Raw genomic sequence first — 15,579 nt, forward strand, 5'->3', positions numbered from 1 at the left:
GTCAGGCCTGCGGGCCCTGGTTCTGCGAGTCGCCGGCGGAGGAACGGCCGTACGGGTGCTGCTCGTAGCCGGGGGCCTGGGGGGCCTGCGGGGGGTAGGGGGTGCCGGTGGGGCGGCCGCCCTGGTTCCAGCCCTGCTGGACGTTGTCCCACTTGGCCTTGGCGTCCTGCCAGACGTGGCCGTCCTTGTTCTTGTTGATGAGGTCCTGGACGATGGAGGTGTTCTTGCCCTCCTCGGGGAGAAGGAGCCAGGCGACGGCGTAGACGCCGACGCCGAGGCCGCCGAAGAAGCTTGCGACGGCGAGCCCGAGGCGCAGGATGTTGGCGTCGATGCCGGTGTACTCGGAGACGCCCGAGCACACGCCGGCGACGATCCTGCCGTTCCGAGTGCGGTGGAGCTGCTTGACCGAACCGTTGGTGTTCATCTCGTTCATACCTCCACAGTGCCTGTCCGGGGGGTCGGCGCACATCGGGATTCCCCCTGGCCCTACCCCGAGGGGGCCCGGATACCCTGACGGACATGGACGACCTCCTCGAACTCGACGACCAGCTCGACCCCGAGCACCGCATGATCAGGGACTCCGTCAGGGAACTCGTCTCCGACAAGGTCCTGCCCAACGTCGGCGAGTGGTTCGAGCAGGGCACGTTCCCCGCCCGCGAGCTCGCCCCGGTCCTGGGCTCGCTCGGCCTGCTCGGCATGCACCTGGAGGGGTACGGCTGCGCCGGGCTCGACGCCGTCTCGTACGGCGTGGCCTGCCGGGAGCTCGAGGCGGGCGACTCGGGGCTGCGGTCGTTCGTGTCCGTCCAGGGATCGCTGGCGATGTTCCCCATCTGGAAGTACGGCTCGGACGAGCAGAAGGAGGAGTGGCTGCCCCGGCTGGCCTCGGGGGAGGCCATCGGCTGCTTCGGCCTGACCGAGCCCGACCACGGGTCCGACCCCGCCGGCATGCGCACCACCGCCAAGCAGGACCCGTCCGGCGACTGGATCCTGAACGGCGCCAAGATGTGGATCACCAACGGCTCGATCGCCGACGTGGCGGTCGTGTGGGCGCAGACCGACGAGGGCATCCGGGGGTTCGTCGTCCCCACCTCGACGCCGGGCTTCTCCGCCCCTGAGATCCACCGGAAGCTGTCCCTTAGGGCCTCGGTCACCGCCTCTCTCTACTTCGACGACGTACGGCTGCCCGCCTCCGCGGTCCTGCCGGGCGTCGTGGGGCTGAAGGGCCCGCTGTCGTGTCTCACGGAGGCGCGGTTCGGCATCCTGTGGGGCGTCGTCGGCGCGGGCCGGGCCTGCCTGGAGGCGGCCGTGGACTACGCCACCACGCGGGTGCAGTTCGGCAAGCCGATCGGCGGGTTCCAGCTCACGCAGGAGAAGCTGGCCTGGATGGCGGTCGCACTCGGCCAGGCCGGGCTCACCGCCCTCCACCTCGGCCGGCTGAAGGACGCGGGGAAGCTGAAGCCCACCCAGGTCAGCTTCGGCAAGCTCGCCAACGTCCGGGCCGCGCTGGACATCGCCCGCCAGGCGCGTACGGTGCTCGGGGCCAACGGCGTCACGCTGGAGTACCCCGTCATCAGGCACATGACCAACCTGGAGTCCGTGCTCACGTACGAGGGCACCCAGGAGGTGCACCTGCTGACGCTGGGCAAGGCGCTCACGGGCCTCGACGCCTTCCGCTGACGCATCCGGTCGCTTCGGCCCGTCTGTGCGATCAGGGACAATGGCGTCGCCGAAGACGCGGTACTCTCTGTACCCTGCATTGTGGGGAGTGTTCCGCGGATCACACCGCGACGCGGCGGGTCCGAGGAGCATGACCACGGGGTGCTAGCTCAATGGCAGAGCTGCGGACTTTTAATCCGTCGGTTCAGGGTTCGAGTCCCTGGCGCCCCACCCCTGATGAACTGGGCAGACTCCCGAATCATGATCATTCGGAAGCCTGCCCGGTTGCATTTCCGGTTGCAGTTGTGCTCTCGCTGGTTCACTCGTCCCACAGCGCCCGGCCCATCCGCGCCATGGCGTCGTCGGCCAGGTTCTCGGTGACGTGGATGTAGCGCTTCATCGTGGTGAGCTGGGAGTGTCCCGAGGATCACCTGAACGACCCGCATGTCTATGCCCTGCTCCAGGAGGAGCGTCGCCGCCCTGTGCCGGACGTCGTGGACCCTGGGCGTCCTTCTCGACCTCGGACAGGCGGAGCAGTTCCTTCCACCTCCTCCCAGTCCTGTCGGGAGTCGATCGGGCGCCGTGCCGGTCGCACGAGGCCGGACACCGCTGCTTGACGCAGGTATGCCGCCGTCCGGACGTCCGCTTCGCCGTGGGGCAGCGCCGCCAGCAGCCCGGGCCGCCCGCCGCGCGACGGTTGTTCGACCGCTCAAGCAGGGATCGGCCCGTACAGCAAAGACACAAGCACCTGAGCCGCGATGACGAAAACCGGCAGTGCAGGCATGACCCATGCCACGAGCTGTCGGATGCGGATGAGGCGCTTAGGCGCCAGCCACAGAAAGAGTCCTGCCAGCAGCCAGACAAATGGACTGACGACCCAGGCATAGGCCGTGACGCTTGCCCACTGGCTGACGGGAGCGCATTTCTCCGTCTCGTACTCCGTGAGTGGGTCAAGACCGCACTCGTCCAGCTCTAGGGAGTAGCTGACCAGGAGCCAAGCGAAGAACGCAGCGACCCACGACAGCACCGCGGCAATCAGAGACCACCCGACGAATGTCATTCGCAACGGGAACCTTGGAGGCGACGTTGCCGATCCAGCCAGATCATCTGTCACGGCTCCGAACCTAGGGTTTCCCTATAGAGGGATCAATTCAAACCCAGCCTCCGGCGAGGGTGCTCCGGCTCCGGCTCCGGGGTAATCGTCAAGGGCCTGCTCAGCGTTGCTTTGCTGGCGATAGGTGGCTGAGGTAGGGGCCTGATCACCCCGCCCGCCATCGACCCGGGACAAGCCGAGCAGACCAAGGCCGCCGGGTCACTCATGACCCGCCCGAAGCCCAGGTAAGCGCCCGTACGGGCCGTGATCCATGCAATTCCCAAGCTGACAGCGCGCCCGCCCCAAGCCGAGCATTTCTAGGCGCTCTCAGCCCCGGCCCCCGGCGAGCGGCGCAACTCGTCGTGATGCAACACCTCCACGAACATGATTCGTCCGTCGACAACGTCGAGGATCAGATAGCCCTTCTCCGGAAGCAGTGGCACGCATCGATACCCGAGGCCGTATGCCCCACTTGAACGTTCAGCCGTGTAGAAGCTCTGGCAGAAGTCATCGCCACATCCACATTCGCCATAGAACCGGATATCCAAAGCGCAGACGGCGAGATCTTCCTCACCCTCTTCCCTCAAGCACGTGATCAGCTCTGCGATGAGATCGGGGAACAGATCCCGTACAAGTGGCCCTTCCGTCATGATCACCCGCATAGTGTCCCAGCGCGCCTCTAGGCAGCACCAGAAAGATCGAAGTCATGGGCGGATACCCCTGGATGAGGACTAACGGCAACAGCCACGAAAGGCGCCTGATGGTCTCCCACTCTGACGCAGACGATGGCGATGGAGACCAGCGGCAAGACGACAGGGGAAACGTCGCTCATAGTGCGTCGATCATTGCGGGCGCTGCCGCCGCAAACAAGAGCTGCGCCTCCGTGGGGCGCTTCGGCTCCGGCTCCGGGGTAAGCACCAAAGGCCCCCTTGGGGCTCACCGAGCTGGGGCGTCATTCGTATGATCACGTCATGGCCCTTGACCTGTTCGCAGGAATCCCGGTGGCCGACTACGCGGTGGCCGTGCAGTGGTACGAACAGCTGCTGGGCTCCCCGCCGGCGTTCTTCCCGAACGACACGGAGGCTGTGTGGGAGCTGGCGGAGCATCGATACATGTTCATCGAGCAGCGGCCCGAGCGTGCCGGCCACGCCATGCACACGGTCTTCGTCGATGACCTCGATGCGCTCGTCGCGCGAATCGCCGATCGAGGACTGGCCCCGGCGGAGCAGGAGACCTACTCGAACGGCGTGCGCAAGGCCACGTACCGCGATCCCGACGGCAACGAGATCGGATTCGGCGGCGCTCCGCTGTGACGGGCCCGGCACGCCGCTCGATCACCCGGTCTTGAGGTTCTTCCGGTACTTCTCGGCCAGCTTGACGAACTCGGAGTGGGAGTCGGCGAACTTCATGACGCCCTTCTGCGGGTCGGTCACCACGAACCACAGCCAGCGGCCGGCGGCCGGGTTCAGGGCAGCCTCGATGGCGTCCATGCCCGGGTTGCAGATGGGACCGGGCGGCAGGCCAAGGTGCGCATAGGTGTTGTACGGCGACCGGCTCTTGAGATCCTCGTCCGAAGCCCTGCTGCCGAACTTGTTCAGGCCGTATAGAACCGTGCTGTCCATCTGCAGCCTCATCGCGGGCGTGCCGTTCAGCCGGTTATAGACAACCCGCGCGACCTTGGGCATGTCGCGCTTGTCGCGCGACTCGGCCTGCACGATGCTGGCGATGGTCATGATCTCCAATGGCGTACGGCCGAGACGCCTGGCGCCTTCCACCAGGCCGGTGTCCTCGGCGACGCTTCTGAAGCGTGTCACCATCCCGGCGAGGATGTCCTTCGGGCTCGACGTGGGCGAGACGTGATAGGTCCCCGGAAAGGCGAACCCTTCCAGCGCGCCCTTGGCGTAGACGGGAAGGCCGAGCGCCTCGTCGTCTTCGGCGGCACGCTCGAACTCCTCCAGCGGCTTGCCGGTGGCGGCCGACAGATCCGCCAACACCCTGGAAAGCCGCAGTCCTTCGTGCACCGTGATCCGGTTGTCCGTACGCGTCTCGCCGGAGCCCTGGCCGGGGAGAAGCCCGGGGGCCGCCGTACGCGAGGACAGGCCCTGGACCGCGAGCGTGGATCCGACCGCCAGCACGGTCACGGTCGCCGCCGCCATCAGCGCGACGCCGCGGCGCCCGGACCGGCGCCCGTCGACGCGAAGGAACCGGCCAGGCGGGGGTGGCTGCTCCTCATGGGCCATGTCGGACAGAGTCTCGCGCAGCAGATCCTCGATGTTCATCCGAACTCCCTCACGGTGCTCAGTTCGGGCGCCGCCTTCTTCAGACGCTCCAACGACCGGTAAATCTGGCTACGGACCGACCCCACCCTGACGCCGAGCAGCCGGGCGATCTCGGTCTCCGACAGGTCCTCGAAATAGCGGAGCACGAGCATGGTCCGCTGCCGGGGCGTCAGCCGGGCGAGAGCCGTACGCATCACGAGGCGAAGATCCACCATCTCGGCGTACTCGCCGCCGATGTGGTCGGGCAGCCGACCGGTGGGCACTTCGGCGATACGGGAGCGGCGCCGCCACCGGCTCACCTGCTCGTGGTACATGACACGGCGGACGTAACCCTCGATGGACGCGGGATCGCGCAGGCCGCGCCACTTCGCGGCCGTTTTCGCCAACGCCGACTGCACCAGGTCCTCGGCGGCGTGCCGGTCACCGGTCAGCAGGTACGCGGTGCGGAACAGCGCCCCTGATCGATCGATGACGAAGGCCCGGAAGTCCTCCTCGAATCCTGGATCCACCTGTCCTCCTTCGGAGTGTCACCAGCCAAGGACGCGGACAGGGCGCCGAACTATGCCGGCATGGCCGAAGCGTTCTGCATCACGGGCCGCATAGCCCTGACCTGCATGAGCACCGGCTCGCTCTGGCGCTCGCCGAACGACGTGCCGGCGGCCGGCTGGAACCCGGCTCCCTCCGGCCGCTTACTTCACCGCCCGCTACTGCGAAAGCCCCGAAGGCACATCCCCGAGGCTCGCGCGGCGCGTGAGAGAGTGACCACGTGGTCGGCCACCCGCCTGATTCCGTCAACCGCTGGCTCGCAGTGTGGGATGTGAACAGCTCCTACGCCTGTCAGCCCGAGCAAGGCGAAGGGCGGTGGCTGTGGGCGCAGACGGCCATGTACGCGCTTGCCAGAGCCGAGGCAGCAGGTTTGGACGCCATTGGCGCCAATGCGCGCAGATTCCAGCTGCGCGCATTTCTGATCGAGAACATCGGCCCCACAGACGCACCGCTCTTCAACCCGGATGCCCTCGCCGTGGACATCCTTGCGGCTCTCCCCCTGCGACTGGAGGACGCCGCAGAGTGGGTCACCACCTGGCGGCAGCGACCCCCCGCGCAGATTCTGGCCCTCCGTCAGTGCAAGAACCTGTTGGCGTCGGCCCCGGCCATCCGTGGCCATCTGTCAGTGACGCCCACAGCAGAAGCACTCGATCAATGGCTGGCTCTCCGCGAGCGGCTTCCTTAACTGCAGATCGGATCATGTACGAGCTTTGACCCGGGTTGGACAGCGACGTTTCGGAACGCCCCTCGGCCTCGGGGAAATGATTCGAAACTCTGTCGCTCTTGCCGCGTGATCGTCCTACTCTGACCGTATGGCTCATGGAAAGACGTCTTTCGTGTGTTTGGCGTGCCGCGCCTCGTACAAGCAGCCATCTCCAGGCCCGGGCCTTGGCGATCGGCGCTGCCCCCGGTGCGCCCAGCCGCTCATCCATGTCGGCTCCGCCTTCGCGGCTCCACGTCGTAGGGACAGCGCAGGCTGGCGGGCCCTTTCGGTGCTGCTGCACGCGGGTATCCGCTTCAACAAAAGTTGTTGCGGGGGCCCTGGTTACCGCCCGCGCTCGCTCAGTGAGGTGCGCGCACGTATGACGTTCGCCCGGAGAACAGGAAAACCCTTCTCCGAAGCTCTGGTGCGCCGCGAACTCCCCTGATCAGGACCTCCCAGCGCCCGAGCAGCGTTGTGGCAGAGGCCGGCCATGCCGCACATATCACTCGCGACTCAAAGGCGGGTGACCGTCGTGTATGCCGATCGGCAGTGACGTGATCGGCTACGGTGCATGCCGCCTCTACCGGTCGTACGAATCCCCCGACAGGAGGATCACCCGATCATGAAGGTGCCGGTAAGACAACTGTTATGGGGCCTGATCGGTGTGGTCACAGCTCTGGCCACCTACGTCGTCGTAGCGTTCTTTCTCTTCATTGCGACGTTGAGCCTTTACACGATCCCGATTCTCGTCGTTTATACGCCGCCGGCCTTCCTGGCAATCGGTGTCCTGGGAGCCGCCCTATCCATGAAGGCACTGACGCGGGCACATTCGCCGAGGCCGAAAAACGTCTCGCGTCTGTCGTTCTGGTGCGGTTGGGCGATATGCCCGGCCGGATATCTTGTCCTTCTCATCTTCGGAAGCTGACGACGCCCTTTTTCGAGTGGGTGCAGGGCACCTACGCGAGCACCGTCGGTCGCGATCATGGCTGTGGTGCCCGAACGCCGCCGCGGCGACCGTGGCCGCTCAGCCCGTGCGGGATCCCCCGAAGGAGGCATATGCTCCCGATCGTGCGTCGAATCGCGGTAACGGTAGTGGCCGCACTGATGGCAGCCGGCTGTACATTCGAGCCGGAGCAAGCAAAACCACCTCCTGCGGTCGCGTTCACGCCGGAGTTGGCGGAGTCAGTCCTTGCGGAAGTTGTCGCCGGAGTCAGCAAGAACGGCGTCGCCGATTTCTGCTCCGAGTTCGCGCGCAGCACGGGGACATGTGAGTCTCTTCTGCAGGATGCCTTGGGGCGGTGCCTGCTGCCCGGAGACAAGCCCACCGTGAAGCGCTCGGTGCATCTACCGGCCACGGACAAGTACGAAGAGACGTGGCAGCTGGTGGTTCAGGGTAGAACACTCGACGGCCAGAAGTATGTTTCGGATTTTCCGATCGTTCTATCGGCGGGCGCGCCGAAAGCTGTAATAGGAATCTATTGGACGGGTCAGGGTTACGGCAGGAATATGGACGACCCCCCGAAGTACACGGTCCCCCCGCAGAACGCCTGCCCTCGGTAACAGTGTCACGCGGCATTGCGGACGATGTGCAGCACGGTCCGCAGGACTCGCTGTGTCCAGTCCACCAGCGTCCCGGCGAAGCCGGCGCCGGCGAACACGTACCGGACCGGCGTGCCCGGGTACATGCTGAGCAGGGCGTGCTTTTCCGGCCGTCCGCCCCTGTTCGGCGCGGGGAGTAGCCGCCCGTTGTCAACCGGTATCACCACTCCTCAAACACGCTGTGAAGAAACAGAGGCGCTCTTCTGGGAAATCGACTCCTGAGGGGCCGGGTGAGCCCGCCGGTCAATCACGGACGGATGACGGCCGGGCAGGGCTGCTCAGGTGACGGTCTGGGTGGGCCGGCGGTCGAGCTCCGCGGGGGTGTCGTCGTCGATGAGGAAGCCTCCGGACTGGTGGTGCCAGAGCCGGGCGTAGGAGCCGTCGGCCTGGAGCAGTTCGCCGTGGGTGCCCTGCTCCACGATGCGTCCCCGGTTGAGCACGACGAGCCGGTCCATGCGGACGACGGTGCTCAGGCGGTGTGCGACCACGAGCGCGGTCCGGTCCTGCATCAACTGCCACAGGGCCTCCTGGACGAGGATCTCGCTCTCGGAGTCCAAGGCGCTGGTCGCCTCGTCCAGCAGGAGGATGGGGGCGTCGCGCAGGATGGCGCGCGCGAGTGCGATGCGTTGCCGCTGGCCGCCGGAGAGCTTGACGCCGCGCTCGCCGACCAGGGTGTCGAAGCCGTCCGGCAGGGCCTCGACGAACTCCGTGACGTGCGCCGCCCGGGCGGCCCGCAGGATCTCGGCCTCGGTGGCGCCCGGCCGGGCGAACGCGAGGTTGTCGCGTACGGACCGGTGGAACATGGCGGGATCCTGGGGGACGTAGGCGATGAGGCTGCGCAGGTCCGTCTGACGCAGCCGGGCGATGTCCTGGCCCCCGATCAGGATCCTGCCTCCGTCGATGTCCATGAGACGCAGCAACAACCGGGTGAGGGTGGTCTTGCCGCCGCCGGACTGGCCGACCAGCCCGATCTTCGCGCCGCTGGAAATGTCCAGGTCCAGGTCCTCGAACAGGAGCGGGCCACGGCCGTGCGCGAACCGCACCCGTTCGAAGCGAATGCTCGCGTCGGCCGGGCGCAGTGGCTGCGGATCGACCGGGTCCACCACGGTCGGCGGCTCGAGCAGCAGTTCGGTGAACTGGGCCGCCTCGGTGAGCACGCTCTCGATGCGCCGGTATATCTGGTTGAACTCGAACATGATGCTGATCGTGTTCGAGTAGTAGGTGAACGTCACCACGATGGCCTCCACACCGAGACCTCCGCGCAGCGCCACGGCGAGGAGCAGGCCCACGGTGCTGGTGAGCACCGACAGCGGGGCGACGACGGTGTCCACCCGGAGGTTGCCGTAGTCCCAGGAGCGGAGGGACAACCTGCGCTGCTCGGCGATCCTCGTCCGGTATTCCGTGGCTTCGCGCTCCTCGGCGGCGAACGCGCGGACCGTGTCCATGTTGGCCAGCACGTCGGCGACGTGGCCCGACACCCGCACCTTGGCGGCCTCGCGTTGGTTGACCAGCGCCTGACGGCGGCGGATGAGCGGGGCGACGAGCAAACCGGTGACGATGATGAGGCCCACGAGGACGAGGACCAGCAGCGGGTGGTACTGCCACAGCACCACCGAGGCGAAGGCCAGCGGCACCAGCTTGGCCATGATCGAGAAGGTGAGCGTGTCGGCGAACTCCTCGAACCTGGAGGAGAACCCGATGACCCGCTTGGTCAGCGAGCCGGCGAAGTTGTCGTGGAAGAACGCGGCGTCCTTGGCCAGCAGCGCGTCCATGCCCACCACGCCGAGCCGCTCGATGCCCCGGGCGTCGGTGCGGTTCAGGAAGTGCAGCCCCACCCGCCATACCACCTCGCCCATGAGCAGCATCGCGCCGAAGCCGAGCACGTACGGCAGCAGCACGCCGATGGTGCCGTCCCCGCCGTCGGACAGGTGCCCCACGAGCCCGGCCACCGCCAGCGGCGCCAGGTAGAACAGGCAGATGTTCCCGACCGCCGGCAACGTCAGCGCGGGCACCGCCACCCGCCACTGCCGTCTCAGCTCGGCGCCGTAGTAGCGCAGCACCAGCAGGACCGCCGATTTCCGCGCCGATGGGCCGTCTCCGACCTCCTCACCCGATCCGAGCACAGCCATCAGCCCCTCCTGAATGCCGGCGTCCCCGTGGCCATGCTGCCCCAGCGCCCGACGGAAGGGCGAACGATTTTCCCGTCACTCCACTACCAAGAGTGACCGGCTCGGGGGATCGGAGGGGCCGCCGCGGTTCCCCGACCGGCCCGGAGGCGGGACAATGGGCACGGTCCCAGGCGGGACAATGGGCACGGTCCCAGGCGGGACAATGGGCACGGTCCCGCGTGTGAGCGGGGTCGGCAGAGGATCGCGGGTGCAGGGAGTGTCGATGGGCAGGCGGACGCCCCATGCCACGCTCCAGATGATCGCCGACGAGACGGGCGTCACCCCCTCGACGGTGTCCCGGGTGCTGAACTCGGCATCCGAGGCGTCGGCGCGCCGCTGGGCGTCCGCGGAAACGATCAACCGGATCCGCGCCGCGGCCGCCTCGCACGGCTACACGCCCAACCCGCAGGCCGTCGGGCTGCGGACGCAGCGCTCCCGGCTGATCGGCGTGATCGTGCCCCGGCTTCAGGACTACGTGCTCGCCACCATCTACGAGGGGATCGACGAGGCGGCCACGGAGAAGGGCTTCGCCACCTTCGTCACCAACTCTCTCGACGACCCGCAGAAGCGGGCGCGTGCGACCGAGACGCTGCTGTCCCGCCGGGTCGAGGGCATGATCTTCGGAGACGCGCAGTTCGACGGCGAGTTCCTGCAGGGGGTCGCCGAGCGTGGGATGAAGTTCGTCCTCGTCTCCCGGCGCGCCCGCGACTTCCCATCCGTGACCTGCGACGACCATCTCGGCGGCAGGCTGGTGGGCGAGCACCTCGTCTCCATCGGACGCCGCGACGTCGCGATCCTGGCGGGTGAGCCGTACGCCTCCACCGGCCTCGACCGGACGCGGGGCGCCATCGACGCGCTCCGCGAGGCGGGTGTGGACGTCCCGCCGCACCGCGTCGTCCACGGCCGCTTCGACGCGCAGGGCGGACGGGAGGCGGCGGAGCGGATCCTCGACAGCCGTCCACTGCCGGACGCGATCTTCGCCGCCAACGACTTCGCGGCGATCGGCGTCATGGGCGCACTGCGTGACAGGAAGCTGTCGATTCCCGACGACGTCGCTCTGGTCGGGTACAACGACACCGCGCTGGCGGCGGAACTGCCCACGCCGCTGACCACCGTACGGTCGCCGATGCACGAGATCGGACGGCGCGGGCTGGAGATGCTGCTCGACCTGCTCCAGGGCGCCGAGGTCGAGCCGCTGCGCCTGCCGCCCACGCTCGTCGTCCGCGAGTCGACGGTGTCGGCGGAGGCCTCCCGGTCCACCGGTACGGACGGGTCCGGCCCGTCCGTGTGACCCTTGACATGGGCGGATGCCACATTTAACCTGCCTGAAGGTTGCACAAAGGTTTGGGTAGTGACCCGGGACGCACCGGTCCCCAGGTGCGGCCCACCCGGCCAGGCGTGTGGGGTCGACCATTCCGCCGCCGGCCGGCGTGACGCCGAGGTACGCATACGTGACGGGCGCGCGACAAGCGGGCGGCCACGTCTCATCGCACATGAAAAAGGTCAGGGTCTCGTCTCCGCTCCTCACACAAACCTTTGTGCGGCGTTACACAAACCTTTGTGTGCCTTCTTGAGCTCAACTAGGAGGAGTCCCCCAAATGGGAGCTGTCCCATCCCAGGGAGCGCCGGGCGCGTCCCTGCGAGCGCCCGCGAACGAACCCTGGAACCGGCCGGTGACGAAGCGGGCGGTCGTCTACGTCAGCGTCATCGCCTTCCTCGCCTGGGTCGCCTCCGTGTACGACTACACCCTCTTCGGCACCCTCCTGCCGAAGATCGGTGAGCATTTCGGCTGGTCCACGAGCCAGTCGACGATGGTCAACACCTTCGCCACGGTCGGCGTGTTCATCGTCTCCCTCGTCGTCGGCCCGGTCCTGGACAAGATGGGCCGTAAGAAGGCCCTGGTCCTGCTGATGACCGGCGGCGCGCTCGCGTCGGGGCTCACCGGGCTCGCGGTCGGGGCCGCGAGCGTGGTCGTCATCCGGGCGTTCACCGGCCTGTCCCTCTCCGAAGAGGTGGTCAACGCCGTCTACCTCAACGAGATGTTCAAGAAGGTGAAGAACCGGGGCTTCGTCTTCAGCCTGGTGCAGGCGGGGTGGCCGGTGGGCGCTCTGCTGTCGGCGGGCATCACGGCGGTCCTCCTGCCGCTCGCCGGGTGGCGGTGGTCCTTCTTCTTCGCCCTCGCCTTCTCCATCCCGATCATCCTGCTCGCGCTCAAGCTGCCCGAGTCTCCGACGTTCCTCGCGATGAAGGAGGTCAAGCGCCGGCAGGAGCAGGGTGATCACGCCGGGGCCCGCGAGCTCGCCGAGGAACACGACGTCACCGAGCTGGTGGACGGCAGGACGAGCGGCGCGCTCAAGGACGTCCTCGCTCCCGGGCTGCGCCGGCACACCATCAGCCTGGCGCTCGCGTGGCTCACCAACTGGATGGGCATCCAGGTCTTCTCCGTCCTCGGCACCACGGTGCTGGTGGAGGCGAAGGGCGTCTCGTTCGAGAGCGCGCTCATCGTCCTCGTACTGTCCAACATCGCCGGATTCGCCGGATACCTCTTCCACGGCTGGATCGGCGACCGGATCGGGCGGAAGCTGACGATCACCCTCGGCTGGCTCATCGGCGGCTCCGTCAGCCTCCTCATGCTCCTGCTGCCCACCGGGCAGGGGCTCACGATCGCGCTCTACGCGCTGACGCTTTTCTTCCTCAACGGCCCCTACGCCGCGATGTTGTTCTACATGGGCGAGTCGTTCCCGGCGCACGTGCGGGGAACGGGAGCCAACGTGGCGCACGTCATGGCGCCGCTGGGCGGCATCGCCGGATCGGCGCTGCTCAGCGTGCTCCTCGCGACCGGGCTGTCCATGACCGTCGCCGCGATCACCGCCGGCTCCGTGTTCATGCTCATCTCGGGCTTCCTGATGCTCGGCACGAACACCACCAACCGGTTCGGCGACCACGCGGCACAGAAGAAGGAGGTTCTCGCATGACCAGGGACGACGGGCTCGAGGGCAAGGTCGCGGTCATCTCGGGAGGGGCCAGCGGCATCGGCCGGGCCCTGGCCGTCGCCTACGCCAGGGCCGGGGCGCACTCGGTCGTCGGCTACTACCCCGGTGATCCGCACGACGCGGGCGACACCGTCGCCGCCGTCGAGGCCGCGGGCGGGCGCTGCGTGGCCGTGGAGCTCGACGTCCGGTCGCATGAGCAGACCGAGCGCTTCGCGCAGGCGGCGGTCGAGGCCTTCGGCCGCCTCGACATCGCCGTGGCCGCCGCGGGCGTGCTGCGCCGCCAGGCGCTGGCGGAGATGACCGACGGCGCGTGGGACGACATGCTCGCGGTCGACCTCGGCGGCGTCCTGCGGATCTTCCGCTCCTGTGCGGCCCATATGGCGCAGGGCGGCTCGATGGTCGCCACCTCCTCGATCGCCGGCGGCGTGTACGGATGGGAGGAGCACAGCCACTACGCGGCGGCCAAGGCCGGCGTGCTCGGGCTGTGCCGTTCCCTGGCCGTCGAGCTGGCGCCGCGCGGGATCCGCGTGAACGCGGTGATCCCCGGGCTGATCGAGAGCCCCCAGTCGCTCGACGAGGTCAACTCGCTCGGCCCGCAGGGCCTGCGGGAGGCGGGGAACATCATCCCGGCCGGACGGGTGGGCACGGTCGACGAGGCGGCCCGGGTGATCCGGTTCCTCACCTCCGACGACGCCGCGTACGTGACCGGGCAGAGCGTGATCGTGGACGGCGGGCTCACCGTCCGCTGGCCGAGCTGAGGGGAACGGACCATGGGAGCTCTCGACGGCCAGGTCGCCGTCATCACCGGAGCGTCGAGCGGGATCGGGGCCGCGACGGCCCGGCTGTTCGCCGCGGAGGGCGCCGCTCTCGCCCTGCTCGACCTCAAGCCCGTCGCCGGAGAGCTGCTCGGCCTCGGCACGGACACGGGCCACGTCACGGGCCACGTCGTCGACGTCACCGACGCCGCCGCCGTCGAGCGTGTCATGGCCGAGGTCGTCGAACGGCACGGCCGGATCGACGTGCTGGTCAGCGCGGCCGGCATCCTCGACGAGGTCCCCTTCCTGGAGATGACCCCGGAGCGCTTCGACCGGACCATCGCCGTGGACCTGCGCGGGGTCTTCCTCGCCGCCCGCTACGCCGCGCCGTACATGGTGGAGGCGGGCCGGGGCCGCATCATCAACATCGCCTCCCAGCTCGGCATCAAGGGCGGCACGGGCCTCGCCCACTACGTCGCCGCCAAGGCGGGCGTGATCGGCCTGACGAAGGCCCTCGCCCTCGAACTCGCGCCGAAGGGCGTGCTCGTCAACGCGATCGCCCCCGGCCCGATCGTGACGCCGCTCATCGACGGGCTGTCGGAGGAGTGGAAGCGGAGCAAGGCCGCGGAGCTGCCGCTCGGCAGGTTCGGCCGGCCCGAGGAGGTCGCGCCGACCGCGCTGCTCCTGGCCGGCTCGCCCGGCGGGGACATCTACGTCGGTCAGACGCTCGGCCCCAACTCCGGCGACGTGATGCCGTGAGCGTCCGGACGGAAGACGGATCCCGGAAGGCGCGCGTCGTCGTCATCGCGACCGGCGGGACCATCGCGTCGAGCAGCGAACCCGGCGGCCCGGCGGTGGCACGCAGGACCGCCGCACAGCTCCTCGGCTCCACCGGCTACGGGGACGTCGAGGTCGAGGGCCGCGACCTGTTCAGCCTCGGCTCCTACCTGCTCGGTCACCACGAGCTGCGCCTCATCGCGGAGGCCGTCGCCGCGGAGATCGCCAGGGACGACGTGACCGGCGTCGTGGTGACCCACGGCACCGACACCATGGAGGAGACGGCGTTCCTCCTGGACCTCGTCCACGGCGGAGACAAGCCCGTCGTCCTCACCGGCGCCCAGCGGGCGGCCGACCAGCCCGACAGCGACGGGCCCCGCAACCTCCGGGAGGCCGTCGCCGTCGCCGCCTCTCCCGATGCGCGGGGGTGCGGCGCGCTCATCTCCTTCGCCGGGCGGATCTTCGCCGCCCGGGGCACCCGCAAGGCCCACACCGTCGCCGCCCAGCCGTTCAGGACCCTCGACGGCGGTCCCATCGGCCGCGTCGACGCGACGGGCGTGCACATCACGGCGAGGCCGGTGCGGCCGGCGCCGCTGGACCCGCCCGGCCCCCGCTTCGACGACACCCGGGTGGACGTGGTGACGGTCCACCCGGGCGCCGACGCCGCGCTCGCCCGGGCCGCCGTACGCGCCGGAGCCCGGGCGGTCGTGCTCGCCGGGACCGGCGTCGGCAACGCCAACCACGCCCTGCTGGACTGGATTACCGAGGCCGTGGCCGAAGGAACGGTCGTGGCGCTGTCCACGCGGGTGGCCGAGGGGCCCGTCGTGCCCACGTACGGCAACGGCGGCGGGGTGGACCTCGTACGCGCCGGGGCGCTGAGCATGGGCGGGCTGCCCGTCTACCAGGCGAGGCTGCTGCTGGCGCTGCTGCTCTCCCAGGGGGTCTCCGTCACGCGGCAGGCCCTCGCCGCCCACGTCTGACCCATCGATACCAAGAGAAGAGGATGCGCT

17 protein-coding genes and 1 tRNA gene are annotated in these 15,579 nt (G+C 68.5%); 11 read left to right on the top strand and 7 right to left on the bottom strand.

From position 1 onward, the window contains the following. Nucleotide 1 precedes the first annotated feature (1 nt). Nucleotides 2-433 carry a PspC domain-containing protein gene (locus AAH991_RS08705; protein ID WP_346225237.1) on the bottom strand — a complete coding sequence of 144 codons (432 nt, stop codon included), beginning with the start codon at nucleotides 431-433 and terminating at the stop codon, nucleotides 2-4. Nucleotides 434-519: 86 nt separating this feature from the next. Between AAH991_RS08705 and AAH991_RS08710 the strand changes: the two genes are divergently transcribed. Beyond that, nucleotides 520-1,677 (top strand): acyl-CoA dehydrogenase family protein, encoded by a 1,158-nt coding sequence (locus tag AAH991_RS08710; protein ID WP_346225238.1) that lies wholly within the window; start codon nucleotides 520-522, stop codon nucleotides 1,675-1,677. A 138-nt stretch (nucleotides 1,678-1,815) separates the two neighbouring features. Beyond that, nucleotides 1,816-1,887 (top strand) — tRNA-Lys (locus AAH991_RS08715). Between the two features lie 478 nt (nucleotides 1,888-2,365). On the opposite strand, the gene AAH991_RS08720 is transcribed toward AAH991_RS08715, so the two are convergent. Together AAH991_RS08720 and AAH991_RS08725 are read right to left on the bottom strand one after the other, a co-directional pair. After that, nucleotides 2,366-2,770 carry a hypothetical protein gene (locus AAH991_RS08720; RefSeq protein WP_346225239.1) on the bottom strand — a complete coding sequence of 135 codons (405 nt, stop codon included), beginning with the start codon at nucleotides 2,768-2,770 and terminating at the stop codon, nucleotides 2,366-2,368. A gap of 296 nt (nucleotides 2,771-3,066) precedes the next feature. Continuing rightward, complete coding sequence (locus AAH991_RS08725) at nucleotides 3,067-3,405, bottom strand: hypothetical protein (protein ID WP_346225240.1); 339 nt, start codon at nucleotides 3,403-3,405, stop codon at nucleotides 3,067-3,069. A 315-nt stretch (nucleotides 3,406-3,720) separates the two neighbouring features. On the opposite strand from AAH991_RS08725, the gene AAH991_RS08730 reads away from it, so the two are divergent. Further along, nucleotides 3,721-4,062 (top strand): VOC family protein, encoded by a 342-nt coding sequence (locus AAH991_RS08730; RefSeq protein ID WP_346225241.1) that lies wholly within the window; start codon nucleotides 3,721-3,723, stop codon nucleotides 4,060-4,062. 21 nt (nucleotides 4,063-4,083) lie between these two features. Here AAH991_RS08730 and mltG read toward each other — a convergent pair whose 3' ends face one another. Together mltG and AAH991_RS08740 are read right to left on the bottom strand one after the other, a co-directional pair. Continuing rightward, nucleotides 4,084-5,028, bottom strand: coding sequence for an endolytic transglycosylase MltG (mltG, locus tag AAH991_RS08735; RefSeq protein ID WP_346225242.1), 945 nt, complete (start codon nucleotides 5,026-5,028; stop codon nucleotides 4,084-4,086). Further along, a complete protein-coding gene (locus tag AAH991_RS08740) occupies nucleotides 5,025-5,537 on the bottom strand; it encodes a SigE family RNA polymerase sigma factor (RefSeq protein WP_346225243.1) in 513 nt (170 codons plus the stop codon). Before AAH991_RS08740 ends, mltG begins: the two co-directional genes overlap by 4 nt. Nucleotides 5,538-5,794: 257 nt before the next feature. On the opposite strand from AAH991_RS08740, the gene AAH991_RS08745 reads away from it, so the two are divergent. The 3 genes from AAH991_RS08745 to AAH991_RS08755 all read left to right on the top strand — a co-directional run bounded on the left by AAH991_RS08745 (nucleotide 5,795) and on the right by AAH991_RS08755 (nucleotide 7,837). Then, entirely contained in the window at nucleotides 5,795-6,259 is a 465-nt protein-coding gene (locus AAH991_RS08745) for a hypothetical protein (RefSeq protein WP_346225244.1), read from the top strand. A 640-nt stretch (nucleotides 6,260-6,899) separates the two neighbouring features. Beyond that, nucleotides 6,900-7,202 (top strand): hypothetical protein, encoded by a 303-nt coding sequence (locus AAH991_RS08750; RefSeq protein ID WP_346225245.1) that lies wholly within the window; start codon nucleotides 6,900-6,902, stop codon nucleotides 7,200-7,202. A 131-nt stretch (nucleotides 7,203-7,333) separates the two neighbouring features. Continuing rightward, on the top strand, nucleotides 7,334-7,837 hold the full coding sequence (locus tag AAH991_RS08755; RefSeq protein WP_346225246.1) for a hypothetical protein: 504 nt from the start codon (nucleotides 7,334-7,336) through the stop codon (nucleotides 7,835-7,837). 5 nt (nucleotides 7,838-7,842) lie between these two features. Here AAH991_RS08755 and AAH991_RS08760 read toward each other — a convergent pair whose 3' ends face one another. Both AAH991_RS08760 and AAH991_RS08765 read right to left on the bottom strand, forming a co-directional pair. Beyond that, entirely contained in the window at nucleotides 7,843-8,040 is a 198-nt protein-coding gene (locus tag AAH991_RS08760) for a hypothetical protein (RefSeq protein WP_346225247.1), read from the bottom strand. Nucleotides 8,041-8,154: 114 nt separating this feature from the next. Next, nucleotides 8,155-10,005, bottom strand: coding sequence for an ABC transporter ATP-binding protein (locus AAH991_RS08765; protein WP_346225248.1), 1,851 nt, complete (start codon nucleotides 10,003-10,005; stop codon nucleotides 8,155-8,157). Between the two features lie 262 nt (nucleotides 10,006-10,267). Here AAH991_RS08765 and AAH991_RS08770 point away from each other — a divergent pair, with 262 nt between their 5' ends. The 5 genes from AAH991_RS08770 (at nucleotide 10,268) to AAH991_RS08790 (ending at nucleotide 15,549) form a co-directional block, all read left to right on the top strand. Next, nucleotides 10,268-11,335 carry a LacI family DNA-binding transcriptional regulator gene (locus tag AAH991_RS08770; RefSeq protein WP_346225249.1) on the top strand — a complete coding sequence of 356 codons (1,068 nt, stop codon included), beginning with the start codon at nucleotides 10,268-10,270 and terminating at the stop codon, nucleotides 11,333-11,335. A 382-nt stretch (nucleotides 11,336-11,717) separates the two neighbouring features. After that, nucleotides 11,718-13,019, top strand: a complete 1,302-nt coding sequence (locus tag AAH991_RS08775) for an MFS transporter (protein WP_346225250.1) — start codon at nucleotides 11,718-11,720, stop codon at nucleotides 13,017-13,019. Beyond that, nucleotides 13,016-13,795: an SDR family NAD(P)-dependent oxidoreductase gene (locus AAH991_RS08780; RefSeq protein ID WP_346225251.1), complete on the top strand. Its 780-nt coding sequence runs from the start codon at nucleotides 13,016-13,018 to the stop codon at nucleotides 13,793-13,795. Before AAH991_RS08775 ends, AAH991_RS08780 begins: the two co-directional genes overlap by 4 nt. A gap of 12 nt (nucleotides 13,796-13,807) precedes the next feature. Beyond that, nucleotides 13,808-14,551 (top strand): SDR family NAD(P)-dependent oxidoreductase, encoded by a 744-nt coding sequence (locus AAH991_RS08785; protein WP_346225252.1) that lies wholly within the window; start codon nucleotides 13,808-13,810, stop codon nucleotides 14,549-14,551. Beyond that, complete coding sequence (locus AAH991_RS08790; RefSeq protein WP_346225253.1) at nucleotides 14,548-15,549, top strand: asparaginase; 1,002 nt, start codon at nucleotides 14,548-14,550, stop codon at nucleotides 15,547-15,549. Before AAH991_RS08785 ends, AAH991_RS08790 begins: the two co-directional genes overlap by 4 nt. Nucleotides 15,550-15,579: the final 30 nt, after the last annotated feature.

This window comes from Microbispora sp. ZYX-F-249 (assembly GCF_039649665.1).
GTDB lineage: Bacteria > Actinomycetota > Actinomycetes > Streptosporangiales > Streptosporangiaceae > Microbispora > Microbispora maris.

Coding starts and splice junctions, on each gene's coding strand:
- AAH991_RS08705 (WP_346225237.1), bottom strand. CDS start 433: ATGAACGAGATGAACACCAACGGTTCGGTCAAGCAGCTCCACCGCACT.
- AAH991_RS08710 (WP_346225238.1), top strand. CDS start 520: ATGGACGACCTCCTCGAACTCGACGACCAGCTCGACCCCGAGCACCGC.
- AAH991_RS08730 (WP_346225241.1), top strand. CDS start 3,721: ATGGCCCTTGACCTGTTCGCAGGAATCCCGGTGGCCGACTACGCGGTG.
- mltG (WP_346225242.1), bottom strand. CDS start 5,028: ATGAACATCGAGGATCTGCTGCGCGAGACTCTGTCCGACATGGCCCAT.
- AAH991_RS08750 (WP_346225245.1), top strand. CDS start 6,900: ATGAAGGTGCCGGTAAGACAACTGTTATGGGGCCTGATCGGTGTGGTC.
- AAH991_RS08755 (WP_346225246.1), top strand. CDS start 7,334: ATGCTCCCGATCGTGCGTCGAATCGCGGTAACGGTAGTGGCCGCACTG.
- AAH991_RS08765 (WP_346225248.1), bottom strand. CDS start 10,005: ATGGCTGTGCTCGGATCGGGTGAGGAGGTCGGAGACGGCCCATCGGCG.
- AAH991_RS08770 (WP_346225249.1), top strand. CDS start 10,268: ATGGGCAGGCGGACGCCCCATGCCACGCTCCAGATGATCGCCGACGAG.
- AAH991_RS08780 (WP_346225251.1), top strand. CDS start 13,016: ATGACCAGGGACGACGGGCTCGAGGGCAAGGTCGCGGTCATCTCGGGA.
- AAH991_RS08785 (WP_346225252.1), top strand. CDS start 13,808: ATGGGAGCTCTCGACGGCCAGGTCGCCGTCATCACCGGAGCGTCGAGC.